The following is a 23402-nucleotide window of genomic DNA, read 5'->3' on the forward strand; positions in this document are numbered from 1 at the left end:
AAATTAAGATTTGGTTTGCGAAAACGCGCAAAACAAGCGGCTTTCGGCCAAGCCTTTGCGAGGGCAAAATTTTTTGGGGGCTCTGTCGGAGGAGATGGCGCGCCCGGGAAGATTCGAACTCCCGACCTCTTGATTCGTAGTCAAGCGCTCTATCCAGCTGAGCTACGGGCGCCCCCAGGAGGCGTGCCGCCCCCGAAGGAGGCCGGAACATACTCAAGGCGATTTCGAAACGCAAGCGCTTATATCAGGGAATCTTCCGCCGCGTATCTTACGGAATCGTTTGGCAAAACAACTTGTAGGGCCGATTGGCTTTGGTTACTATCCCTACGAATTTCGCGGCTTGCGGCTACCATCAGTGGGGGACTGCGTCGGCAAGCTTCTTTCTTTCTACAATACCCCGTACAATCGGGGAACGTGGGAAGAGAGGCGTTCTGTCCTTGGGGCGGGACAGCCGGGGCAAATTGCTAGGGGGGTCGGCATTGGTCGGTCGAACGGATCTACCTGAAACCGCGGCAAACATAACACCTATTTACAAGGTGACAGCGTCCTATGGTTCTTAATCGCTCGTCGCTCGTTGTCCTGGGCGCAACGGCTCTCCTTCTCGGAGGCTGTTCTTTCTCATCCGACGCTTTGTGGCCAAGCCTTTCAGGTGAAGATCCCGCCGCGGCGAATCAGACACCGACGCAGGTTGCGATCGCGCCCTCCGCTGGTGAAGAGTCGGGACAGCCGGTTATCGCCAGCGGCCAGCCGCCTGCGCTCAACACCACGAATTTCGAAGTTCAGCCGCCCCGACCGGGCGCGGCGACCGGGACGTTCGTCGGCAACAAGGTCGTGCAGCTGCGTGATGATTTGCGGCGCTTGCAGGAGTCGATTCGCTCCCATAACGGGGACCTGCAGAACATCCGCCAGCGCACCATCGGCAATGCTCAGACCTATCACCAGTCGGTCGCCGGCATCCGCTCGCGCCTTCAGGTCGGTACCACGCCCGGCAACCCGATGCTGGTTTCCGCATGGAACCAGTCCCAGGGGCTGCTGGAGCAGGTCAATGCCGATATCGGCGACATGAACGACCTCTCGAACCGGGTTGCCGCCGACGCCGCGCTCTCGACCTATCTGCTCGACGCGACGCGGGCCGCCTTCGGCCTTTCCGGCGCCGTGGACGAGGATCATCGCCAGCTCGAAATCCTGGAAGACGACGTCAACCGCACCGTGGTGCTGGTCGACCGGTTGCTGACCGAACTCAGCGACGATATCCGCCGCCAGAGCCGCTATGTCGCGACCGAGCGCAACGACCTGAACACGCTGGCCCTTGCGATCAAGAACGGCGAGTTCTTCGGCACCAGCCTCGCTGCCCGGACCTATGGCATGGGCGGTGCGGAGGTCACGACGACACCGTCGATGCAGGGTCGGGGGCTGAGCTCTGCGACCGGCGGGCGCCGGCCGCTGGTGGTGATCCGTTTCGACCGCAACAACGTGAACTACCAGCAGGCGCTGTATACCGCCGTCAGCCGCGCGCTGGAGCGGCGTCCCGACGCGTCCTTCGACCTCGTCGCGGTAACGCCGTCGGCCGGGTCCTCGGCGCAGGTTGCGCTCGATACCAGCAAGGCCCGGAAGAACGCACAGGACGTGCTCCGTGCGCTGACCGACATGGGCCTGCCGCCGAGCCGTGTCGCGCTTACCGCCACCACCGCGGCCGATGCATCCAGCAACGAGGTCCGTCTCTTCGTCCGCTGACGCATGAACCGGGTTTCCCGATCAAGGCGCCGTCGATGAGACGGCGCCTTTTTCATGCGAGCGATGTGTCACGGACGCCGTGTGCGAACTGATCCGTCGAGCGCCGGTCCGTCGTAGACAGAGCGCAACGCTCTTGGAAAGGGGTCGGATCATGCGCTCGTCCATCGGCCGAATTCTACTGTTGTTCGGACTTCTCCTCGCTGCCTCTCCCGGTGCCGCCCAGGACGCCGAGATCCGCAGCACGATCAACCGTCAGCTCGAAGCTTTCCAGCGTGACGACTGGAGCGAGGCCTTCACGTATGCGAGCCCGGTCCTGCGGAAGCTCTTCGGCACGCCGGAGCGGTTCCGGGACATGGTTCTGGGAGGGTATCGCGCCGTCCACCGTCCGCAGCAGGTGAGTTTCCGCGAACTGGACCTGTCGGGGCCGCGACCCGTCCAGATCGTGTTCTTCATCGGACCGGACGGCCTTGCCTATCTCGCCGCCTACGAGATGGAGCAGCAGAAGGACGGATCCTGGCGCATTGCGGGCGTACAAATGATCCGCGCCGCCGCCAAAGCGGTCTAGCCGCCGGTTTTCCGCCGCTCACCACTGCCGGAAATCTATTGGGCGTTGCGGAAATCGGAGAGGCGCGCTATGTCGCCGGATCATTCAGTGACCGCAATGGAAGCCAGCCATGTCGAGTGACAGTTTCAACAAGTCCTTTCCCGTGAGCTGGGAAGAGCTTCACCGCACAGCCAAGGCACTGGCCTGGCGTCTGACCGAGGTGGGCCCGTTCGAAGGAATTGTTGCAATCACGCGCGGCGGGCTGGTGCCCGCGGCGGTCGTTGCCCGCGAGCTCAATATCCGCATCATCGACACGGTCAGCGTCGCCTCCTATGGCGTCGAAGGCGACGACAAGGAGCGCGGGACGATCAAGGTCATGAAGAAATGCGAGATCGCCGGCGACGGAGCCGGCTGGCTGATCGTCGACGATCTGGTCGATACGGGCGAGACCGCGAAGGCCGTGCGCGCGATGCTGCCGCAGGCGCATTTCGCAACGGTCTATGCTAAGCCTGCGGGCCGCCCGCTGGTGGATACCTTCGTGACCGAGGTCAGCCAAGACACCTGGATCCATTTCCCGTGGGATCTGGAGCCGCGTCCGGTCGAGCCGATTTCCTCGCTCCGGCGCTAGCGCCGGGCGCTAGTTCGCTTCGGCCAGATCGTCGAGCTGGTCTCTGTCCACAATCCTGATCCGCGATGCGTTCTCCACCGAGATCAGGTCCTTGCTCTTGAATTGGGTGATGGTCCGGCTGACGGTCTCCGTGGTGAGCCCGAGATAGTCGGCAATGTCGGTCCGGGTCATCGGGACGGATACCGGGTTCGCCGGGAGATGCCGCTTCACCTGCCGTTCCGAAAGTCCGCGCAGGAAGGAGGCGACTCTCTCGGCCGCCGACTTGCGGCCGAGCAGCACGATCTGTTCCTGCATCAGGGAGAGTTCTTCGGTCGCCCGGGCGAACAGCCGGCGTTCCAGTGTCGGGATTTCCTCCATGAGGCGCCCGAGTTCGGTGCGCTGGAAGCGGCAGAGCGTTACCGGTGTGATGGCTTCGGCACTCGTACTGTAGGTGTGCTGCATCGAAACGCCGAGAAAATCGGCCGGAAACAGAAACCCGGTGACCGACCTGCGGCCGTCGGCGAGCAGTTTGTACAGCCGGACAGCGCCTGTGGTCAGGGTATAGACGAAATCCGAAGGCTCGCCCTCGTCCACGATCGGATCTCCCGCCGCGAGATCCATCGTTGTCATGATCCGGTTCAGACGCTGGACTTCGTTCGTACGCAAGGCCCCGCAGATTGCAAGATCGCGGATATCGCAATCGTCGCAAGGCGACTGAAGGGTCGCCGCTGCGTTCATCTCTCCCAATACGTTCGCCATGGAATGCTCCAGCCTGGGGCTGTTGAACGTGTTTCGCGCAAGCCGTTTCAGCCTCGTTCTCCCGGTCACACTAGCGTGTAGGGGGCGTCGGTGGAAGCGACTCCCGTCGCGTCATCACGCCGCGTGGGAGCGGGTTCGGATGCGCTCCGTCTCGGGGCAGGGAAGTTCGAGGTGGAAGATGCTGCCGGCGTCTCCGGTTCTCTCCAGGAACAGTGCGCCGCCATGGGCCAGCGCGATATCGCGCGCGATAGCAAGGCCGAGACCCGATCCCCCGCTATGTCCGGAAAGCTGAAAGGGAAGGAACAGTTTTTCACGGATCGGAGGTGAGATGCCGGGGCCGTTGTCCTGAAAACGGATCGTCAGCGATCCGCTGTCCTGTTCGAACCCGATACGGAGCAGGGTTGCGCCGGCGCGCGCGGCGTTCGAGGCCAGATTGGCGAAGATCCGGTAGATCTGGTCCTGGTCGATCGTGAGCGTGCAATCGGGAACGTCATCGATTTCGATGATCAGCTCCTCCTCGTCGAGGGCCGTCCTCAGTTCGGGGAGGATTCCGTCCAGCAGAACCTTGAGCGTGACGCGCTCGGTCATCAGCGGAACGGATTCCTGCGTGAAGTTCAGGGTGTCGGAGCAGAGCTTCACGGCGCGGTCGATGGTGCGCAGGAAAGGCGGCACCGCCTTGCGCACGAACGGGTCGGAGCTTTCCGCAAACCGGTCCGAGACCAGGGTCGCGGTCGCCAGCATGTTGCGCAGGTCGTGATTGATCTTGTTCACCGCCATGCCGAGCGTGGCGAGGCGGGTCTTCTGGCGCAGGGCGCGGCGGACTCCCTGCTTCATCCCCGCGAGCTCGCGGATCGCGATGCCGATCTCGTCCCGCCTGGCAGTCGTCGGAAGGTCGGAAGTCGGGTCTTCGGGCCGTTGCCGGAAGGCGATCATGCTCGTGGTGATGCGCTGCATCGGCAGCACCATCATCCAGCGCAGCGAGAGAAAGACCAGAGCCGCGGTGAAGAGTGAAATAACCACCGAGAGCGTGAGGATGCGCCAGGAAAAATCGAGCATTTCCATGCGCATCGGTGCCTCGTCGATGATCATCGTGACGAAGATTTCCGGATCGCGCGGCGACTGGCCGTGCAGCCGGATCACGCGGTCCCCGGTCTCGGCGAGGGTGGAAAAGGCGTTCAGGATGAGTTCGACCACGCCGACCTCGCGCAGGTCGACGGCGATATCAACCTCGGGCACCTCCGGACGGCGCAGCATCGGCATGAAGTTCGACTCGTCGTTCGCGACCACGCTGTAGGCATCGACATGATCGAGGAGCTGGCGCGTCAGCATTTCCGTGATCATTCCGTCCGGCGCGGCCTTCACCGACAGCGCGGCGAGATGGCCTTCGGCAAGCTTCTCCTGCAGATAGCTCAACCGGTATCGCGCGATGGAGGGCGTATAGATCAGGATCTCCGCCACCATCACGAAGAAGACCGTCAGCAGCAGCAGCCGGAAGGAAAGGCTGTTCGCAAAACTCAACATGCACGCGTCCGTCGGCAGTAACCGATGACGGAGTTTAGCCGAAGGCGGCAAGGAAACGGACGATTTTGCGCATCCGCGGGCTGAACAGGGTTTCCGTGAAGAAGGAGCCGGCAGCCCGCTTGCCGATTTCGGCGAGAGTCGGGTAGGCGACGATAGAGGAGGCGATGGCGCCGATCTTGATCTTCTGGCTGATCGCGAGCCCCCAGCACTGGATCAGCTCGCCGGCGTTCCGGCCGACGATGGTCGCGCCGAGGACGCGACCGTTCTTGAGTGCGACCACCTTGATGAAGCCGGCGGTCGCCCGTTCCGCCCGGGCGCGGTCATTCTCCTGATAGGTCCATTTCAGGACCCTCAGCTTCTCGCCATGCTTCGACCGTGCCTCCTGTTCCAGAAGGCCGACCTGGGCAAGTTCGGGATCGGTGTAGGTGACGCGCGGGACCGCGCTCATGTCGGCTTTCGACGGCAGCCGGAACAATGCGTTCCGGATCACCACGCTGGCGTGATATCCGGCGACATGGGTGAATTGCAGTCCGCCGGCGGCATCGCCGATGGCATAGACCCGCCGGTTGCTGGTCTTCAGGCCGGCGTCGACCGTGATCCCGGTCCCGGTGGTCTCGATGCCCGCGGCCTCGAGACCCAGCCCGTCGAGGTTGGCACGGCGGCCCGCAGCAACAAGCAGGTGGGAGCCCCGGATCTCTTGACGGCTGCCGGCCGTCTCGACCGAGAGCGCGATGCTGCCGTCGCTGCCGGAGGCTTCCTTCACCAGCGTGCCTTCGAGCAAGGTCACGCCGATCTCCTCGAGATGCGCGCGGATCAGGGCCGCGGCGTCGGGGTCCTCGTTGCCGAGCATTTTCGCCGCTTCGATCACGGTGACCTCGGAGCCGAGATTGCGGTGCGCCTCGGCCAGCTCGCAGCCGATCGGCCCGCCGCCGATGATCAGCAGATGCGCGGGGCGTTCGGTCAGCCCGAATACCGTCTCGTTGGTGAGATAGGGTGTCTCCGAAAGCCCCGCGACCGGCGGGATCGCGGCGGACGATCCGGTGGCGATCACGAATCGCCGGGCACGCACCCGGAAGCCTCCGCCGGACACCGTGCGTCCGTCGGTAAAACGGGCGGTAGCCTGGATCACCTGCACGCCGAGTTTTTCGAAGCGCTCGACGGAATCATGCGGCGCGATGCCGGCGATGACGTCGTGCACGTGGGCGTGGACGCGGGCGAAGTCGATTTCGGGCTCGGGAAGGAAAACGCCGAAGCGATCGGCGCTCCGCGCGGCGGCGGCGGCGTGACCCGCCGCCAGAAGGGCCTTCGAGGGCACGCAGCCGTAGTTCAGGCAGTCGCCGCCCATGCGTCCGCGCTCGAAGAGAACGACGCGGGCGCCCATCTGAACGGCGCCGGCCGCAACCGACAGACCGCCCGAGCCACCGCCGATGACGCAGATATCGGTCTCGATGGGTTTGTCATCCGTCAGGTGCGCGGGCACATCTGTCTCCATGTCTTTCGGCATCAGCCCTCGTCTCGGAAGCTGGAAAGAGTAGCGAATTTCCTTTCGCCCTTTCCAAGACACTCATCTCGCGCGCCGGTCGAGCCACAACCAGTCACCTTGGCGTGAGCGGAGAAGCAGAGCGTCAGGATACAACAGACGGAGGCGGCGGCAAAAAAAGGTTGTCGCGGCGCCGGGCCCGGTGCAAATACGCGCGCCCGCGTTGACTCGCGCAGGGCAGTTCTATATACAGCCCCGCACTCGCGAGATTGCTATCTTTACGTCGACGGAGAATTCCCGTGAAACGCACCTATCAGCCGAGCGTCCTCGTACGCAAGCGCCGCCATGGCTTCCGGTCCCGTATGGCGACCGTCGGAGGCCGTCATGTCATTCGCAACCGGCGTGCCAAGGGCCGCAAGCGTCTGTCCGCCTAAAATGCTGCAACCCGGCTTCGGCCGGGCGGCACGCATTCGGAAAGCGTTCTTGTCATGCGCAACCCGTCCTCCGGAACGTTGGAGCGCCTGCAAAAGCGCAGCGAATTCCTCAATATTGCCCGCATCGGGCGCAAGGCCGTGACCCAGGGACTGGTGCTTCAGGCCCGCGCGCTTGAGCCGGACCATGACGGCCCGCTGCGGGTCGGCTATACCGCCAGCCGCAAGGTCGGCGGCGCGGTCCAGAGAAACCGCGCAAGACGAAGGCTGAGAGCCGTGGTTCATGATGTCTTGAACACGATGGCCGCACCGGGGCACGAATTCGTCCTGATCGCGCGCGCCAACACTCTCAGCAGATCGTATGATGGTCTCGTCGCCGATCTGAGACGTGCGCTTTCCAAGGTCGGCGCCCTCAAGGAGGAGACACGGCCGTGACCCGTGTCATCACCGCACCTCTGGTCTGGCTGCTCAGCGGCCTTATCCTTGCCTACAGGCTGTTCGTCTCGCCTCTGCTGGGCACCAATTGCCGTTTCGAGCCGAGCTGTTCGCGCTACGGGCTGGATGCGATCCGCCGGCACGGGCCGTTTGTCGGCTCGTGGCTGACCCTGAAACGGATTCTCCGTTGTCATCCCTGGGGCGGCTGTGGCTATGATCCGGTCCCCGAACGGGGCGGGGTCGCTTCCCAAACACAACAAGAATGTCGGGCCGAATAATGAACGAGCAGAAGAATCTGATTGCCGCTGTCGTGCTGTCCGTGGCGATCCTGGTCGGCTTTCAGTTTCTCTACGAGGTTCCGAAGTCCGAGAAGGAAGCGGCCCGGCAGGCCGAGATCGCGGCATCCGGTCCGGCGGCAGGTTCGAACACCCCGGCGCCGTCCGCCGTCCCGTCCGCGGTGCCTGGCCAGAGCGGCGTCAGCCCCGCTGCCAGCGGTCTGTCGCCGGCCGATGCCGCGAAGGCCCGGCGCGAGATCGCCGCCGACCCCAAGCGGGTGCGGATCGACGCACCCGGCATGCGCGGCACGATCTCGCCGGTCGGCGCCCGCATCGATGATACGATCCTGACCCATTATCGCGAGACTCTCGACAAGGACAGCGACAACATCCACCTGCTGAAGCCGGTCGGCGCGCCGAAATCCTATTATGCCGAGTTCGGCTGGGTGCCGGAGGATGCCGGCACGAAGGTGCCCGGTGCCAGCACCGTCTGGACCGCGGACAGCGAGGTCCTGAGCCCGGGCCAGCCGGTAACCTTTACCTGGGACAACGGCGAGGGCCTGGTCTTCGAGCGCGTCTATGCGATCGACGACGATTACATGTTCACCGTGAAGCAGCAGGTGCGGAACACCGGCGGTGAGCCGGTCACCCTGTTCCCCTACGGTCTGCTGTCGCGTGGCGGTACACCGACGACGGCCGGGTTCTACATCCTGCATGAAGGCCCGCTCGGAGTGTTCGACGAGACCCTGAAAGAGGTCGACTACGACGATCTGCAGGAAGACGGCAAGGTCGAGGTCGCCGCCACCGGCGGCTGGATCGGTATCACCGACAAGTACTGGCTCTCGGCGCTGGTGCCGCCGCAGGACGAGACGGTCAAATACCGCTTTACCCATACCATCCGCCAGCAGGACGATCGCTATCAGACCGACTATCTCGGTGCTGCGCGCGCCGTCCCGGCGGGCGGTGCGGCCGAAGCCGAGGTCCGTCTCTTCGCCGGCGCCAAGGAAGTGAACCTCCTCGACCGCTACGAGGCGGAATACGGCATCACAAATTTCGATCTCGCGGTCGATTTCGGCTGGTTCTATTTCCTGACCAAGCCGTTCTTCTATGCGCTCTCCTGGATCAACGGACTGGTCGGCAATTTCGGCATCGCCATCCTGGTCTTCACCGTGGCGGTCAAGCTGGTCTTCTTCCCGCTCGCCAACAAGTCCTACAAGTCGATGGCGAAGATGCGCGAGCTGACGCCGAAGATGCAGGCCCTGCGCGAACAGTATGGCGACGACAAGCAGCGCCTGAACCAGGAGATGATGGGGCTCTACAAGAAGGAAAAGGTCAATCCGGCGTCCGGCTGCCTGCCGATCCTGGTCCAGATCCCGGTCTTCTTCGCGCTCTACAAGGTTCTGTTCGTTTCGATCGAAATGCGCCATGCGCCGTTCTACGGCTGGATTCACGACCTTTCGGCGCCGGATCCGACCACGCTGTTCAACCTGTTCGGCCTGATCCCGTGGACGCCGCCGGCCTTCATTCCGCTGATCGGCGTCTGGCCGATCATCATGGGCCTGACGATGTATCTGCAGCAGAAGCTGAACCCGCAGCCGGCCGATCCGATCCAGGCCAAGGTGTTCATGTTCCTGCCGTTCTTCTTCACCTTCCTGCTCGCCTCCTTCCCGGCCGGTCTGGTGATCTACTGGGCCTGGAACAACCTGCTCTCGATCGCCCAGCAGCGCCTGATCATGTGGCGCATGGGCGTGAAGTAGTCACGGCATGGAAGACGAACTGGACGCGCAAGCGCTGGAAGCGGGCCGCCGCCTCTTTGCACAGGAATGCCGGTTCGTCTGGGGCGCGGCCACCCTCGACCATCTGCCGGATGCGGGACTGCCGGAGATCGCCTTCGCCGGGCGCTCCAATGTCGGCAAGTCGAGCCTGGTCAATGCGCTGACCGGGCGGAAGACGCTCGCCCGCACATCCAACACGCCCGGCCGCACCCAGCAGCTCAATTTCTTCGATCTCGGCGGCCGGCTGATGGTCGTCGACCTGCCCGGCTACGGCTACGCAAAGGTCTCGAAGAGCCAGGTAGCCGCCTGGAATCACGTGCTGCGGCATTATCTGAAGGGCAGCACCGTGCTTCAGCGGGTTCTGCTGCTGATCGACTCCCGGCACGGTCTCAAGGATACCGACCGGGAGATGATGGACATGCTGGATCAGGCCGCGGTGTCCTACCAGGTGGTCCTGACCAAGATCGACAAGCCGAAGAAGGCCGAACTCGACAAGATCATTTCGGACACGGAAGCGGAATTGCGCACGCATGTCGCGGCGCATCCCATTATCGTGTGCACGAGCGCCGAGAAGGGGACCGGTATTCCGGAACTGCGGGCGGCGCTGGCGGCGCTCGCCGCGTCCTGAATGAGGGGAGGATGACCATGACCGGACCGTCTCTGACCGAGCTGCGCCAGACCTGGCTCTCGAAGGCCGACATCCTGACCGAGGCGCTGCCCTACATGCGCCGCTACAGCGGCAAGACGGTCGTGATCAAGTTCGGCGGTCATGCCATGGGGGACGAGCAGCTCTTCAAGTCCTTCGCCGCCGATATGGTGCTGCTGAAACAGGTCGGCATGGATCCGATCGTGGTGCACGGGGGGGGGCCGCAGATCGGCAAGATGCTGGACCGCCTCAAGATCAAGAGCCAATTCATTGACGGGTTGCGGGTGACCGACACCGCGACGGTCGAGATCGTCGAGATGGTGCTGTCAGGCTCGATCAACAAGGGCATCGTCGCCGCGATCAATGCGGCCGGCGGCCGCGCGATCGGCATCTCCGGCAAGGACGGCAATCTGATCACCGCGCGCAAGATGGAGCGGACCAAGGTCGATCCCGACAGCAACATAGAGAAGGTTCTGGACCTCGGGCTGGTTGGCGAGCCGGCCAGCGTCGATGTCGAAATTCTGAAGAATTTCTCCGGGGGCGGCCTGATTCCGGTCATCGCTCCGATCGGACTCGGCCCCGGCGGCGAGACCTACAACATCAACGCCGACACCTCCGCCGGGGCGATCGCCGCCGCGTCGGATGCCGCGCGATTCCTGCTGCTGACCGACGTGGCCGGCGTGCTGGACAAGGACGGCAAGCTGATTCCGGAACTTTCGGTCGATGAAGCGCGGGCCCGGATCGAGGACGGGACGATCTCCGGCGGTATGATCCCGAAGATCGAAACCTGCATCGAAGCCATCAAGACCGGCGCCCGCGCCGCGGTCATCTTCGACGGGCGCGTTCCGCATGCCTGTCTGGTGGAGCTCTTTACCCCGCACGGCGTCGGTACGATCATACGCCGCTGAGAGCGCCTGCATCCCTGGTTGGAAATGCAGTCTTCACGCGATCGTGAGCACGGGCTATCAGGCCTGCGGCGGCTCTTGTCCGTTTGTGGCATGACTAATGCTTCTCCAAATTTTCAAGTTAAACCGTAACCTTAGTTGCCGTTTTGCGTGCCGTTCCTGCGGCCATTTGAATGTTTATGGTTAACGAATGGTGTAGAGAAAACCGACCGATATTTTCTTTTCGTAAATAAATACTATGTAGAAATAGTAGCGATGACTTTGATTGAGAGGCTGTCGAGAGTGAATTTAGACGTCAGTCTTTTGTGAGTTTTGTTTGGGGCCGGCGCGATCCTCAGAAAGGAGGATGGTATGGTTGGAAGAATGAACATGCTGTCCAGGCATTGCGCAAGACTCGCCGTTGTCGCGGCGGGATTGCTCGTGAGCGCGACATCGGCCGAAGCGATGCAGCCGCAACTCTGCACCAAACACGGCGACCTTGTTGCCCAGCTCGGCGAGAAATACGGCGAAACGGTCTCCGCCTTCGGTTTCGACGGTGGCGGAAATCTCGTTCAAGTCTTCAGTTCCGAGAACGGAACCTGGACCATCGCGATTTCGATTCCCGGCGGACCGACCTGCGTGATTGCGGCCGGCGAAGACTGGCAGCAAGAGAAAACGCCGCTCCCGAAGGCCGAAGTCGCGTCGTGAGCGTGCCAGCAGCCCGGAGATGAAGGCTGGCCCTTCCGCCTAGTCTTCATCCTCCGTCGTTTCGCTGACCAGTTCGATCTGCCAGGACAACTGATCCTCGTTGAGGGGGAATCCCCCGTCTTCGGTCGGCTTCAGTGCTTTCTCCGGCGGAATGTTAGCCAGTCGGAGCTGGAGCTGGAGCGCGAAATCCATGCTGTAGCCGGCCTTCCAGACCAGGGCGACAACAGCTTTCGGGTTGATCGAGGAGGCGAGCGAATGCACCGCGCCCTCGGCCAGGCCGGAGACGCATTCGAGCGCGGCGAGAACGAAGGGACGCTTGCCTTCGCTGACCGCGTCCCGCACCACGTCCTCCGTCAATGTCCCGTTCTCGTACATCATTTTCGCGCGGTCGCGCCCTGTCAGGATGGCTTCGCCTTCCTCGACGCCGTCCGCAAGCCCGGGATTCTCTTCCAGACGCCGCTCGAGCTCGCGTGCCAGCTGGGCCGAGGCCTCGGCTCCGAGATCCGTCCGCTTGCTGAGCTCGGCCACAAGGGCGTAGCCGACGAACCGCGCCAGGCTGAGGGCGTGACGTCCGAGCAGTTTCGGCCGCGTGACCAGCGGGCGATGCAGGACCGGCCGGTCGGTTGCGTTCTCGATCAGTTCGTCCAGCGTTTCCTCGCGGATCTGAGCCGACTGGTTGCCGAGCAGTTCGGCGATGGCGGCATCGTCCTCGGCGCCGATGACCGCATCGGACACCGCCTCCGAAACGGCCTGGCGGCGAGAGATGGCGGCAATCGCGCCGGCGACGGGTTCGTTGCGGATGATCTCGACCAGGAGTTCGTCCGCCAGCAGGGGCGAATGTTCGAGGATCGGGCCGGAGACCGAAAGCGTGGTGTCGCGCGCCAGCACTTCGACCACGCGGCTGATGACCTCCGGGGGCGCGTCGGTGAGCTCCTTCACCGCGTCGGCCAGAACGGCGCGGACCCGGTCGACATGATCGAGGGCGAGGGTCTCCAGCACTTCCACTGTCAGCTTGCGGATGCTTTCCCGGCGCTCGGAGCTCAGGTTCGGCGCGATCGCCGCGACCTTGCGGGCGACGATGGAGCGGACGTCCTCGCTCTCGTCCTTTGCCAGGAACTGATCGGCATGGCGCGGCGTGGCGGTGTTCGCGGCGACCGCCTCGCGAACCTCGCTGTTGTCGTCCTCGGCAAGGAAGAACAGGATCTCCGGCGGAGTCAGATGATCTTCCGCAAGGCGGCGGCGTTCCGCCAGGTTGGTACTGGAAGCGATGCTCTTGGCCTGCTCGTACGCGGCCTTGTCCGCGTCGCTCATGCGTCGCGTGGGCTTATTGGCCATTGTTGCCGTCTCCGCTGACGTCCGGGTCGGGGGCAAAAGTGTAGGCGTTCTTGCCGCCGTGCTTGATTTCGTACATCGCCTCGTCCGCGCGGGCGATCAGGTTTTCCGCATTTTCCGCAGGGACCCCGCCGCCGGGCGCGATCCAGGCGATGCCGATGGACATGCCGACCTTGCGCTTCTCATCCACGGCGTACTTCGCGAGCGCGCCGGCGGAGTGCAGGAGGTGCTCGGCCTTCTCGCGCGCCTTGTCCCTGTCCGCATTGTCGAACCAGATCACGAACTCATCGCCGCCGAGACGGGCCGGCATGTCGTCCTTCCCGGCACATCCATGCAGCATCGCGGCGACGTCGAGCAGTACTTCGTCACCCTTCTTGTGACCCAGATTGTCGTTCACGAGCTTGAAGTTATCGAGATCGACATAGACCAGCGCGCCGCCCGCCCCGGTTTTCTGCAGGCGGCCGTCCAGCCGTTCCTGGAACGTACGGCGGTTGAGCAGCTTGGTGAGCGGGTCGGTGGTCGAGAGCAGTTCAAGATTCTCGTGCGAGGCAACCTGCTCGATCGCGATGCCGATCTGGTTGGAAACCTCCTTCATCAGGGCGGCGTCGTCCTCGTTCCAGGCGCCGCCGACATGATCGCGCCAAAGCACCACCGCGCCGTTGATGCGCTGGTGATAATCCGTCGGTACGGCGATGATATGCGCGCCGTCCGGATCGTTGATCGTGGTTGGCGTCAGGCCCTTGGTCTCCGCGGCAAGCAGGTCCGCGAGAAAGGTTTCCGGCGGATCGCCGAGTTCGGCGGCGGCCACCAATTCGCCCGACGTACTGCGGCGGCAGATGACGCAGCCGTCGGAAGCGAGCGACCGGGCGATGGCGCGGGCAGCGGAGGCCAGCATCGCCTTCGGGTCAAGCTCGTCGCGGATGGTGCGGACGATATAGGCCATCAGACGTTCGCGGTTGCGCGCCTTGGCCAGCGCCGCGTCGCGTCGCCGCGCCTCGCTGACGTCGCGGCAGACCCCGCGGGCGCCGAGCCATTCGCCCTCCTCGGTATGGAGCGGAGCGGCGGACGCCTCGAGCTCGGCGACCGATCCGTCCGCCCGGCGGAAGCGGAACTCGATGCCGGTCGAGGGTTCCTTCGCGCGGAAAGGGGTGACGATCTGGATGCCGTCCAGCTTGCTGACGAAGTCGTCGGCGACCCGCCCGACCAGCTCGTCCGGTTCGTAGCCGAGCGCGCCCGCCGTGGAGACGAAGACGAACTTTCCGTCGGCATCGGTTTCCCAGGCGAAATCGCTGGAGATCTCGACCAGATCCTTGTAGCGCTGGCGCGATTCGACCAGGGCATTGCGCAAATTCTGGTCGAGCGAGATATCCCGGCCGAAGAGCAGGACATATTGCCCGCCATCGACCGGCAGGGCGGTGATGTCCGTGGTTCGCCCGGCCTCCTCGTCGAGGATCTTCATGTTCTGCGGCCTGCCGCCGCTCGACAATGTCGCGCTGACCAGGGCCGTGATCGAGAGCGCCGTGCCGGACAGGATGCCGTGGACCAGCGACATTGCCGCAGGATTGGCACCGACGACCTTCTTCTCGGAATCGACGAGCAGGACCGGTCCCGGATAATCGAACAATGGTGCGCCATCCTCCAGAAGCCGGAGGAGTCTCTTGGAATCGGTTTCCGCCAATTCGGCCAAATCCTCTCCGAGTGGCGAGTCACTATCGCCCTCTAGTCCAGTCACATCAATTTCCCCCACCGGTCCCGTCTCCGGTCCGCGCCGCCGTGAAGCTTGCCCGCGCCGACCGGAATGGTCACTTTAGGGCGATGAAAGATAACAATCCCCTAAAAGACAAGCGAATGCTGAACGCGGAAGCCATCGAGACTTGGATCTTCGATCTGGACAACACGCTCTATCCCGCAGGCAGCAACATCTTTGCGCGGGTTTCCGGGCGCATCACCGCATATGTCCAGGACCGTTTCTCGCTCGACCGCGAGGCGGCTCGAACGTTGCAGAAGGACCTGTTCCGGCGCCACGGCACGACGCTGCGCGGGCTGATGGTCGAGCATGGCGTGGATGGGGAGGAATATCTTCACTTCGTCCATGACATCGATGTCTCCGACATCGACCCCAACCATGCGCTTGCCGAGGCGATCGGGCGGCTGCCTGGACGCAAGATCATCTACACCAACGGCTCGGTCCCGCATGCCCGCCGCATTATGGGGCGGATCGGCGTCGACCATCATTTCGAGGATGTCTTCGACATCGTCGCGGCGGACTACGTGCCGAAACCCAATCCGGACCCCTACGAGATTCTTGTCACCCGGCACGGGATCGACCCCAAGCGCGCCGTCATGGTCGAGGACATGGCGCGCAATCTGGAGCCCGCCGCCGCGCTCGGCATGACCACGGTCTGGCTCGCCGGCACCCTCGACTGGGCCAAGGAAGGCGCCGAGGAGGACTATGTCCACCATGTCGCCGAGGATCTGACGGAGTGGCTGAGCGGGTTGTCCCGATGGTCTGCCGTCTGAACTAGCTCCCGTCGCTGCCCGAGCCGACCCGCTCCATCCGGTGTGCGCCCAGTGCCGCGGCGAAGGCGATCGCGGCGGAACCGAGCATGACGACGAGCAGGGCATAGCGGGCGTTCTCTTCCGTCAGAACCGCACTCGCGACCGACGCCATCGTCGCGCCGCCCGCAACGGTGATCGCGCTCGCGAGGCCGGCCGCGCTGCCGGTGAGTTTCGGACGGACCGAGATGGCGCCCGCATTCGCGCTCGGGATGGTCAGACCGTTCGAGACGCCGACCAGCATGCAGGGGCCGAGCAGGGCCATGAGGTGCTCGATTCCGGTTGCATAGAGGAGCAATCCGAACAGAAGTCCCGCGCAGGCGAGCGTCCGGCCGGCAAGCATCATCGTGGTCAGCCGGAACCGCCCGGCGAAACGTCCGGAGAGAAAGCTTCCGAACATGAACCCGCCGGTGATCGTCCCCATGGCGAGCCCGAGCGCCGCCGGAGAGAGGTCGAAAGCGGCGCCGGCGGCAAGGGGCGCGCCGGCAAGGAAGGCGAAGAAGGCGCCGACGGAAAACGCCATGCAGAGTGCATAGGCCCAGAATCGTCTGGAGGAGAACAGGTCGGGATAGGCGCGGAACTGCGCGCCGATGGAGCGCGACGGTGTCAGGTTCGTCTCCTTCAGGTCGAACCAGCAGAGGGCGAATACGGCGAGCCCGTAGGCTTCGAGGAACCAGAAGCTGGCGCGCCATCCGAAGACCTGGTCGAGCAGGCCGCCAAGGCTCGGTCCGAGCATGGGCGCCACGGCCCAGGCCATGGAGACGAAACCGATCCGGCTCGCCGCCTCTTCCCGGCTTGTCGTATCCCGGATGACGGCGAGGGCCACGGCATAGGTCGGAGCGATGACCGCCTGGAGCAGTCGAAACCCGAGAAAGCTCCAGATGTCGGGAGCAAGGATGCAGCCCGCCGTGGCGGCCATGAAGATTGCGAGGCCGCAAAGGATCACCGGCCGCCGCCCGAACCGGTCCGATAGCGGCCCGAGCACGATCTGCAAGACCGCTGATGCCGCCGCATAACCCGCCAGCGAGAGGCCGATGACGGCGTAGTCCACGCCGAACTCGCCGGCCATGTTGTTCAGCGACGGAAGGAAGATATTGATCGGAAGAATGCAGAGCGCCGAGAGCAGGATCAACGTGGAGAGGCGGGGGCCGCGCGGGAGCTGTGTCATGACGTGTATCGGCTTCGGGCGATTGGAGGGCTGGCACGAAAAAGGCCCCGCCGGGGGGCCTGCATACCGCGCATGGGTGCTTGCGCCGGACGGCTACGCCGCCTCGCCCATGCGCTTTCCGACGACAGCGATCGACTCAATGCGGGTCATTCCGGAATTGCTAGACGGGAAACGGGGGCGGGTCAATGCTGAGCGGCGAGACAGCGGACCCGCGATATCGGTGTTCGAACCCCGTGGTCGTGCCAAAAAAGCACCGTCGTGCAGATTGACAGTTTCCCGCCGCTTGCCCATCTTGCGGCACGATTTTCCGATGTGCGACGGGGTATGAGGCAATGAGCGCGAGCCAACTCGAATCTGTGATCAATGCGGCCTGGGACGACCGGGACAATGTCGGTCTCGACACCAAGGGCGAGATCCGCGAGGCTGTCGAGGAAGCGCTCGCCGGTCTCGACAACGGCACAATCCGGACGGCCGAACCGCTCGGCAATCACAAGTGGCAGGTGAACGAGTGGGCGAAGAAGGCGGTGCTGCTGTCCTTCCGCCTCAATGACATGGAGATCATCCCGGGCGGCCCGACAGACAGTGACCTCGGTCCGTCCGTCTGGTGGGACAAGGTGCCGTCCAAGTTCGCCGGCTGGGGCGCCAACCGCTTTCGCGAGGCCGGCTTCCGCGCTGTGCCGAACTGCGTCGTCCGCCGCTCCGCCTTCATCGCCAAGGGCGTCGTGCTGATGCCGAGCTTCGTCAATCTCGGCGCCTATGTCGACCAGGGCACCATGGTCGATACCTGGGCCACGGTCGGCTCCTGCGCGCAGATCGGCAAGAACGTACATCTTTCGGGCGGTGTCGGCATCGGCGGCGTGCTGGAGCCCCTGCAGGCCTCCCCGGTGATCATCGAGGACAATTGCTTCATCGGCGCCCGTTCCGAGGTCGTCGAGGGCGTGATCGTCGAGGAGGGCTCGGTGCTCTCCATGGGCGTCTTCCTCTCCGCCACGACCAAAATCATCGATCGCAGCACCGGCGAAATCTTTGTCGGCCGGGTTCCGTCCTATTCCGTCGTCGTGCCGGGCTCGCTGCCGGGCAAGCCGCTGCCGGACGGCACCCCGGGCCCGAGCCTCTCCTGCGCCGTGATCGTGAAACGGGTCGACGCGCAGACCCGCTCCAAAACCTCGATCAACGACCTGCTGCGCGACTGACCGGCGGAGAGGACGTGGGCAAGGAAATCGATCCGGTCCGGCTGACCCGGGACCTCGTCCGCTGCGAGAGCGTGACCCCTGCCGAGGGTGGCGCGCTCGCGTTGCTCGAAGAGCAGCTGACGGAATTGGGCTTCACCTGCCGGCGTCTCGTCTTCAAGGACGAGGGCACGCCGGATGTCGAGAATCTCTATGCCCGCATCGGCACCGCGGCGCCGAATCTCTGTTTCGCCGGTCATACCGACGTGGTGCCGCCTGGCAATGCCGCCGACTGGGCGCTGCCGCCCTTCTCCGGCGAGATCCGCGATGGAAAGCTCTTCGGACGCGGCAGTTCGGACATGAAATCTGGCGTTGCCTGCTTCGCGGCGGCGGCGGCGCGCTTCATCGAGAAGCGCGGCACGGATTTCGGCGGCTCGATCTCTTTCCTGATCACCGGCGACGAGGAAGGCCCGGCGATCAACGGTACCGTGAAGGTACTGGACTGGATGGCCGGCGAGGGCGAGACGATCGACGCCTGTATCGTCGGCGAGCCGACCAATCCGGAATCTCTCGGTCAGATGATGAAGATCGGCCGGCGCGGCAGCTTTACCGGATATCTTACGGTTCACGGGACCCAGGGCCACAGCGCCTATCCCCATCTCGCGGACAATCCGGTCCATCGCCTCGTGAAGATGCTGGAGCCGCTGACGGCGGGGGTGCTGGACGAGGGCACGGAACATTTCCAGCCCTCCACGGTGGCCGTCGTGACGGTCGATACCGGCAATCCGGCGACGAACGTGATCCCGGCAAAGACCTCCGCGACCTTCAACGCCCGCTTCAACGACCTGCACACGGCGGAGAGTCTCGAGGCGACGTTCCGCGAGATCTTCGATGCGGTGGGCGGACGCTACGATTTCAGGGTCGAGTGCACCTCGAACGCCTTCGTGACCGAGCCGGGTCCGCTCAGCGATGCGGTTGCAGCGGCGGTGCGGGAGGTGACGGGCAAGAACCCCGAGCTCAGCACGTCCGGCGGCACGTCGGACGCGCGTTTCATCCGCAAGTTCTGCCCGGTGGTGGAGTTCGGCATCGTCGGCCAGACCATGCACAAGACGGACGAACATGTGACGGTCGCGGATATCGAGGCGCTGACCGAGATCTACGAGACGGCACTCGGGAAGTTCTTCGACGCGGCAAAGGGCTGAGACGGTGGTCCCGGGCGCAAGCGAGATCGTCCGCGCGCTCTACGGCTGCTGGTGCCTCGCGCTCAACCGGCCCGGCGCCATCGAGCTGTTCGACCGCAGCGAAGCCGGCTTCTGGCGCTCCTTTTTCGCCGCGGTCCTGGCGCTGCCGGGCATCCTGATATCCGAGGTCGCGCATGGCCGGGCGGAGTGGCTCGCGGGCGATTTCTTCGACTGGATCAGCTTCGCGTTGCGCTACGCGGTCTATTGGCTGGCCTTCCCCTTTGTCGCGGTGCTGATCGCGGAGAAGATCGGGGCGCTCGGAAGAATCCTCGATTTCCTCGTGCCCTACAACTGGCTCTCCCTGCCGTTTGTCTACATCACCTGCCTCTTCTACCTGCTCGGCTCCGGCGGCGGCGTCATGGCCGGGCTCTTCGGTACGCTCAGCGTCCTGCCATGGGTCCTGGTGGTCCTGTTGCGCTGGCGCTGGGCGCGGGACCTGCTCGGGGTCTCCGGACTGATGGCGGCCGGATTCGTGCTCGCGGACGAAGTGGTCTCCCTGCTCGCCTATCTGCTGCTGGAAAGCATCGCCCTTATGGGCTGACGGCTCAGTAGCCGACCGAGACGAGATAGAGCCCGTCCGGCGGCGCCGTCGGTCCGCCCGCGGCCCGGTCCTTCGCGGCAAGCGCCTTCTCCACGTCCCTGCGCGTCCATTTCCCCTCGCCGACCAGCCTCAGCGTGCCGGTGATGTTTCGGATCTGGTGATGCAGGAAGGAGCGGGCATGGGCGTTCAGATGGATCTCCTCGCCCACGCGCGAAACGGAGAGCGCATCGAGCGTTTTCACGGGCGACTGCGCCTGGCAGTGCTTCGCCCGGAAGGTCGTGAAGTCGTGCTTGCCGAGCAGGGCTTGGGCTGCGTCGTGCATGGCGCCGGCATCCAGTTCCTTGGGGACGTGCCAGACCCGGCCGCGATCGAGCGCCGGCGGGGCCGGGCGGTTCAGGATGCGATAGAGATAGGAGCGCCGGGTGGCGGAAAACCGGGAATGAAATTCCGGGCCCGTTTCCGCCGTGTGGCGGATCACGATGGGCGCCGGTTTCAGGTGGAAGTTCACCGCCTTCATCACCGTCGCGGCGTCGAACCGGTCGCTTGCGAGATCGAAATGCGCGACCTGCGCCAGAGCATGTACGCCCGCATCGGTGCGGCCCGCGCCGACGACTTCGACGGTCTCGCCTGAGAAGGCCTTCACCGACTCTTCCAGCGCCTGCTGGATCGACGGCCCGTTGGCCTGGCGCTGCCACCCGGAGAAATCCCCGCCGTCATATTCGATCGTGATCCTGAAGCGCGGCATGGGCTCAGCCGAGCTTCGTGCCGGGGCCGAGCCCGTCATAGCCGCGCAGCAGGTCGGCGGCCTCCATCGGCGCCTTGCCGGGACGCTGCAGGCGGGTGATGCGGAGCGCGTCCTCGGCGCAGGATATTGTCAGCTCCTCGTCGAGCACGGTCCCCGGATCATTGGAGAGCCGCCCGAGTTTCAGCACATCGGCCGCGAAGACCTTGAAACGTTCGCCGCCGAGTTCGAACCAGGCGCCGGGCCAGGGGGCGAGGGCGCGGATGGTGCGCTCCAGTTCCCCGGCGCTCTTGGACCAGTCGAGATGTCCGGTCTCCCGCGTCAGTTTCTCGGCATAGGTGACTCCGTCGGCCGGCTGCGGGGTCGCCTCGACATAACCGCCGGCAACCGCCGCCAGCGCCGGAACGATCAGCTTGGCGCCGACCGCCGAGAGCGTGTCATGCAGGCTTTCGCCGGTGGTCTCCTCGGTGATGGGGACACGTTCGGCCATCAGCATGTCGCCGGTATCGAGACCCTCGTCCATCGCCATGACGGTGACGCCGGTCTCGTCGTCGCCGGCGAGAATGGCGCGCTGGATCGGCGCCGCGCCGCGCCAGCGCGGCAGCAGGGACGCATGGATGTTGATGCAGCCGTGGCGCGGCGCCTCCAGGATCTCCTTCGGCAGGATCAGCCCGTAGGCGACGACCACGGCGGCGTCGAGCGCGAGGTCGCGGAACCGCGCCTGTTCTTCCGTATTGCGCAGCGAGGAGGGCGTAAAGACCGGGATGCCATGTCGTTCCGCCGCTTCATGCACCGGCGACTTGCGCTCCTTCTTGCCGCGCCCGGCGGGGCGGGGCGGCTGGCTGTAGACCGCGGCGATCTCGTGCCCGGCGGCGATCAGCGCCTCCAGCACGGGGACGGAGAAATCCGGCGTGCCCATGAAGGCGAGGCGGAGGGGCGCGTAGGGCGTGGCGGTCTGGGCGGACCCGGACATGGGCGTTGTTCCGATCGGATCTAGGCCGCCTCGTCTTCGGCGCGCTGTTTCTTCGCCTTGGTCATTTTCTTCAGGATCATGTTTCGCTTCAGGGCGGAAAGATGATCGACAAAGAGGACGCCGTCGATATGGTCGATCTCGTGCTGCAGACAGGTCGCGAGCAGGCCGTCCGCCTCGACTTCGCGTTCCTCGCCGTTTTCGTCGAGATACTTGACCTTCACCGCGGCCGGGCGCGTCACATCTGCATAGTGGCCGGGCAGAGAGAGGCAGCCCTCTTCGTAGGTGCTGACCTCTTCCGAGGACCAGACGATCTCCGGATTGACGATCTTCAGCGGCCGGGGCTCTTCGTCCTTGTCGGCAACGTCTATGACGATGAGCCGCTTGGTGAGACCGATCTGCGGCGCCGCCAGCCCGATGCCGGGCGCGGCATACATGGTCTCCAGCATGTCGTCGAGGATCTGCCGGATCTCGTCGTCGATTGTCTCGACCGGAGTGCATTTGGTCTTCAGGACCTTGTCCGGCGCCCAGACGATGTCGCGCGTGCTCATGCGGTTATTTCGGTTTTGTTGCTAGCCGCCCCTGACGTAGGGGATCGGCCTGCCGAGGTCAAGTTTGGCTGCACTGTCCGGGAGGCGGACAGCGCGCCGGGCGTGGTAGGATGGGTGATTCGAAAGTAGCGGTTGGGATGTGGAAACAGGCATGGATAGTCTGACCCTGGTGCTGGCGGCGGTTGCCGCCCTCGCGGTTCTGGTGGCGGTCGTGGCCCTGATGCGGGGGCGCGGCGGGGACGACCGGATCTCCATGGTTCTGGAGGAGACGGCCCGGCGTCAGTCGGAGCAGGCGGAGCGTGCCGCCGCGGCGCAGGCCGAGCTCGCCGGCCGGGTGACCCAGCTTTCCGAAAACCACGCGGCCGCGCAGGCGAAGATCGCCGAACTGATGCAGCTGCAGGAGCGCGAGGTCGCCAAGCGGCTGGACGAGCGGCTGGCCGACGTCACCCGCAAGGTCGGCGAAAGCCTGGAGAAATCCTCCACCAAGGCGCAGACCTCGCTCTCGGAACTGCAGCAGCGCCTCGCGATCATCGACACGGCGCAGAAGAACATCACCGAGCTTTCGACCCAGGTGGTCGGATTGCAGGACATTCTGTCGAACAAGCAGGCGCGCGGCGCCTTCGGGGAGATCCAGCTGAACGATCTTGTCAGCTCGATCCTTCCGCCCAACGCTTACCGCTTCCAGGCGCAGATCGGCGAGAACCGGCGCGTCGACTGCCTGATTGACCTGCCGAATCCGCCGGGATCCATCGCCATCGACGCCAAGTTCCCGCTGGAGAGCTACCACGCACTGACGAATGCCTCGAATGACGCCGAACGTGCCGCGGCCCGCAAGCAGATGGCGACGGCGATACTGAAGCATGTGAAGGACATTTCGGCGCGCTACATCGTGCCGGGCGAAACCGCGGAATCGGCGCTGATGTTCCTGCCCTCGGAAGCGATCTACGCCGAGCTGCACGCGAACCTGCCGCAGGTCGTGGAGCAATCCTGGAAGGAGCGCGTCTGGATCGTCTCGCCGACCACGCTGATGGCGACGTTGAACACGGTGCGCGCGGTGCTGAAGGACGCCCACATGCGCGAGCAGGCGCACGTGATCCAGAAGGAAGTGCGTACCATGCTGACCGATGTCGGGCGGCTGGACGACCGGGTCGGCAAGCTGGAAACGCATTTCAATCAGGCGGAGAAGGATATCCGCGATATCCGCACCTCGACCAACAAGATCACCCGCCGGGGCGAGCGGATCGAGGAGATCGAGGTCGGAACCGCCGAGGGCTCGGGTGATGCGACGGCCGATCTGCTCGGCACCGGCGAGCGTCTGCCTCTCGAGAGCTGA

The 23402-nt window shown here is 64.5% G+C and carries 24 protein-coding genes and 1 tRNA gene; 15 read left to right on the forward strand and 10 right to left on the reverse strand.

The genetic code is table 11. The annotated features are described in order from the left end of the window. Positions 1 to 95: 95 nt before the first annotated feature. A tRNA-Arg gene (locus ACOOE1_RS15690) sits at positions 96 to 172 on the reverse strand. 686 nt (positions 173 to 858) lie between these two features. Between ACOOE1_RS15690 and ACOOE1_RS15695 the strand changes: the two genes are divergently transcribed. The 3 genes from ACOOE1_RS15695 to gpt all read left to right on the forward strand — a co-directional run bounded on the left by ACOOE1_RS15695 (position 859) and on the right by gpt (position 2906). Next, a complete protein-coding gene (locus ACOOE1_RS15695; protein ID WP_420403139.1) occupies positions 859 to 1734 on the forward strand; it encodes a hypothetical protein in 876 nt (291 codons plus the stop codon). A 181-nt stretch (positions 1735 to 1915) separates the two neighbouring features. Beyond that, entirely contained in the window at positions 1916 to 2299 is a 384-nt protein-coding gene (locus ACOOE1_RS15700; RefSeq protein ID WP_420403140.1) for a DUF4864 domain-containing protein, read from the forward strand. 109 nt (positions 2300 to 2408) lie between these two features. Continuing rightward, the gene (gene gpt / locus ACOOE1_RS15705; RefSeq protein ID WP_420403141.1) at positions 2409 to 2906 is read left to right on the forward strand and encodes a xanthine phosphoribosyltransferase; all 498 of its coding nucleotides are present in this window, start codon (positions 2409 to 2411) and stop codon (positions 2904 to 2906) included. Positions 2907 to 2915: 9 nt separating this feature from the next. Here the strand turns inward: gpt and ACOOE1_RS15710 are convergent, their stop codons facing one another. From ACOOE1_RS15710 to ACOOE1_RS15720, 3 genes are all read right to left on the reverse strand, one after another. Continuing rightward, positions 2916 to 3644, reverse strand: coding sequence for a helix-turn-helix domain-containing protein (locus ACOOE1_RS15710; protein WP_420403142.1), 729 nt, complete (start codon positions 3642 to 3644; stop codon positions 2916 to 2918). Between the two features lie 114 nt (positions 3645 to 3758). Then, the gene (locus tag ACOOE1_RS15715) at positions 3759 to 5165 is read right to left on the reverse strand and encodes a sensor histidine kinase (protein WP_420403143.1); all 1407 of its coding nucleotides are present in this window, start codon (positions 5163 to 5165) and stop codon (positions 3759 to 3761) included. Between the two features lie 34 nt (positions 5166 to 5199). Continuing rightward, entirely contained in the window at positions 5200 to 6669 is a 1470-nt protein-coding gene (locus ACOOE1_RS15720) for a dihydrolipoyl dehydrogenase family protein (RefSeq protein WP_420403144.1), read from the reverse strand. Between the two features lie 275 nt (positions 6670 to 6944). Between ACOOE1_RS15720 and rpmH the strand changes: the two genes are divergently transcribed. The 7 genes from rpmH (at position 6945) to ACOOE1_RS15755 (ending at position 11799) form a co-directional block, all read left to right on the forward strand. Then, positions 6945 to 7079 (forward strand): 50S ribosomal protein L34, encoded by a 135-nt coding sequence (gene rpmH, locus ACOOE1_RS15725; RefSeq protein ID WP_193184514.1) that lies wholly within the window; start codon positions 6945 to 6947, stop codon positions 7077 to 7079. Between the two features lie 54 nt (positions 7080 to 7133). Then, positions 7134 to 7511 (forward strand): ribonuclease P protein component, encoded by a 378-nt coding sequence (rnpA, locus tag ACOOE1_RS15730; RefSeq protein WP_420403145.1) that lies wholly within the window; start codon positions 7134 to 7136, stop codon positions 7509 to 7511. Then, entirely contained in the window at positions 7508 to 7789 is a 282-nt protein-coding gene (gene yidD, locus ACOOE1_RS15735; RefSeq protein ID WP_420403146.1) for a membrane protein insertion efficiency factor YidD, read from the forward strand. Before rnpA ends, yidD begins: the two co-directional genes overlap by 4 nt. Continuing rightward, positions 7789 to 9543, forward strand: coding sequence for a membrane protein insertase YidC (gene yidC / locus ACOOE1_RS15740; RefSeq protein ID WP_420403147.1), 1755 nt, complete (start codon positions 7789 to 7791; stop codon positions 9541 to 9543). The genes yidD and yidC overlap by 1 nt, the downstream gene beginning before the upstream one ends. 7 nt (positions 9544 to 9550) lie before the next feature. Further along, positions 9551 to 10189 (forward strand): ribosome biogenesis GTP-binding protein YihA/YsxC, encoded by a 639-nt coding sequence (gene yihA, locus ACOOE1_RS15745; protein WP_420403148.1) that lies wholly within the window; start codon positions 9551 to 9553, stop codon positions 10187 to 10189. A gap of 17 nt (positions 10190 to 10206) precedes the next feature. Then, the gene (gene argB / locus ACOOE1_RS15750) at positions 10207 to 11115 is read left to right on the forward strand and encodes an acetylglutamate kinase (protein WP_420403149.1); all 909 of its coding nucleotides are present in this window, start codon (positions 10207 to 10209) and stop codon (positions 11113 to 11115) included. 366 nt (positions 11116 to 11481) lie between these two features. After that, positions 11482 to 11799, forward strand: coding sequence for a hypothetical protein (locus ACOOE1_RS15755; protein WP_420403150.1), 318 nt, complete (start codon positions 11482 to 11484; stop codon positions 11797 to 11799). Between the two features lie 39 nt (positions 11800 to 11838). Here the strand turns inward: ACOOE1_RS15755 and ACOOE1_RS15760 are convergent, their stop codons facing one another. Together ACOOE1_RS15760 and ACOOE1_RS15765 are read right to left on the reverse strand one after the other, a co-directional pair. Then, a complete protein-coding gene (locus ACOOE1_RS15760) occupies positions 11839 to 13134 on the reverse strand; it encodes a DUF2336 domain-containing protein (protein ID WP_420403151.1) in 1296 nt (431 codons plus the stop codon). Further along, positions 13124 to 14818 carry a diguanylate cyclase domain-containing protein gene (locus ACOOE1_RS15765; RefSeq protein ID WP_420403152.1) on the reverse strand — a complete coding sequence of 565 codons (1695 nt, stop codon included), beginning with the start codon at positions 14816 to 14818 and terminating at the stop codon, positions 13124 to 13126. Before ACOOE1_RS15765 ends, ACOOE1_RS15760 begins: the two co-directional genes overlap by 11 nt. 161 nt (positions 14819 to 14979) lie before the next feature. Between ACOOE1_RS15765 and ACOOE1_RS15770 the strand changes: the two genes are divergently transcribed. Continuing rightward, entirely contained in the window at positions 14980 to 15651 is a 672-nt protein-coding gene (locus ACOOE1_RS15770; protein WP_420403153.1) for a pyrimidine 5'-nucleotidase, read from the forward strand. Position 15652: 1 nt separating this feature from the next. Here the strand turns inward: ACOOE1_RS15770 and ACOOE1_RS15775 are convergent, their stop codons facing one another. Further along, positions 15653 to 16855, reverse strand: a complete 1203-nt coding sequence (locus tag ACOOE1_RS15775) for a multidrug effflux MFS transporter (protein ID WP_420403154.1) — start codon at positions 16853 to 16855, stop codon at positions 15653 to 15655. Positions 16856 to 17187: 332 nt separating this feature from the next. Here ACOOE1_RS15775 and dapD point away from each other — a divergent pair, with 332 nt between their 5' ends. From dapD to ACOOE1_RS15790, 3 genes are read left to right on the forward strand one after another with little or no spacing between them, the layout of a single operon-like run. Next, complete coding sequence (gene dapD / locus ACOOE1_RS15780) at positions 17188 to 18048, forward strand: 2,3,4,5-tetrahydropyridine-2,6-dicarboxylate N-succinyltransferase (RefSeq protein ID WP_420403155.1); 861 nt, start codon at positions 17188 to 17190, stop codon at positions 18046 to 18048. Positions 18049 to 18062: 14 nt separating this feature from the next. Continuing rightward, a complete protein-coding gene (dapE, locus tag ACOOE1_RS15785; RefSeq protein WP_420403156.1) occupies positions 18063 to 19226 on the forward strand; it encodes a succinyl-diaminopimelate desuccinylase in 1164 nt (387 codons plus the stop codon). Positions 19227 to 19230: 4 nt separating this feature from the next. Further along, a complete protein-coding gene (locus ACOOE1_RS15790; protein ID WP_420403157.1) occupies positions 19231 to 19806 on the forward strand; it encodes a hypothetical protein in 576 nt (191 codons plus the stop codon). Positions 19807 to 19810: 4 nt separating this feature from the next. Here the strand turns inward: ACOOE1_RS15790 and truA are convergent, their stop codons facing one another. From truA to def, 3 genes are read right to left on the reverse strand one after another with little or no spacing between them, the layout of a single operon-like run. Further along, the gene (gene truA / locus ACOOE1_RS15795; RefSeq protein WP_420403158.1) at positions 19811 to 20551 is read right to left on the reverse strand and encodes a tRNA pseudouridine(38-40) synthase TruA; all 741 of its coding nucleotides are present in this window, start codon (positions 20549 to 20551) and stop codon (positions 19811 to 19813) included. 4 nt (positions 20552 to 20555) lie between these two features. After that, positions 20556 to 21521: a methionyl-tRNA formyltransferase gene (fmt, locus tag ACOOE1_RS15800; protein WP_420403159.1), complete on the reverse strand. Its 966-nt coding sequence runs from the start codon at positions 21519 to 21521 to the stop codon at positions 20556 to 20558. A gap of 20 nt (positions 21522 to 21541) precedes the next feature. After that, a complete protein-coding gene (def, locus tag ACOOE1_RS15805; RefSeq protein ID WP_420403160.1) occupies positions 21542 to 22069 on the reverse strand; it encodes a peptide deformylase in 528 nt (175 codons plus the stop codon). A 151-nt stretch (positions 22070 to 22220) separates the two neighbouring features. Here def and ACOOE1_RS15810 point away from each other — a divergent pair, with 151 nt between their 5' ends. Next, positions 22221 to 23402, forward strand: a complete 1182-nt coding sequence (locus ACOOE1_RS15810) for a DNA recombination protein RmuC (protein ID WP_420403161.1) — start codon at positions 22221 to 22223, stop codon at positions 23400 to 23402.

The sequence above is a fragment of the Nisaea sp. genome (assembly GCF_965216895.1).
Classification (GTDB): Bacteria; Pseudomonadota; Alphaproteobacteria; order Thalassobaculales; family Thalassobaculaceae; genus Nisaea.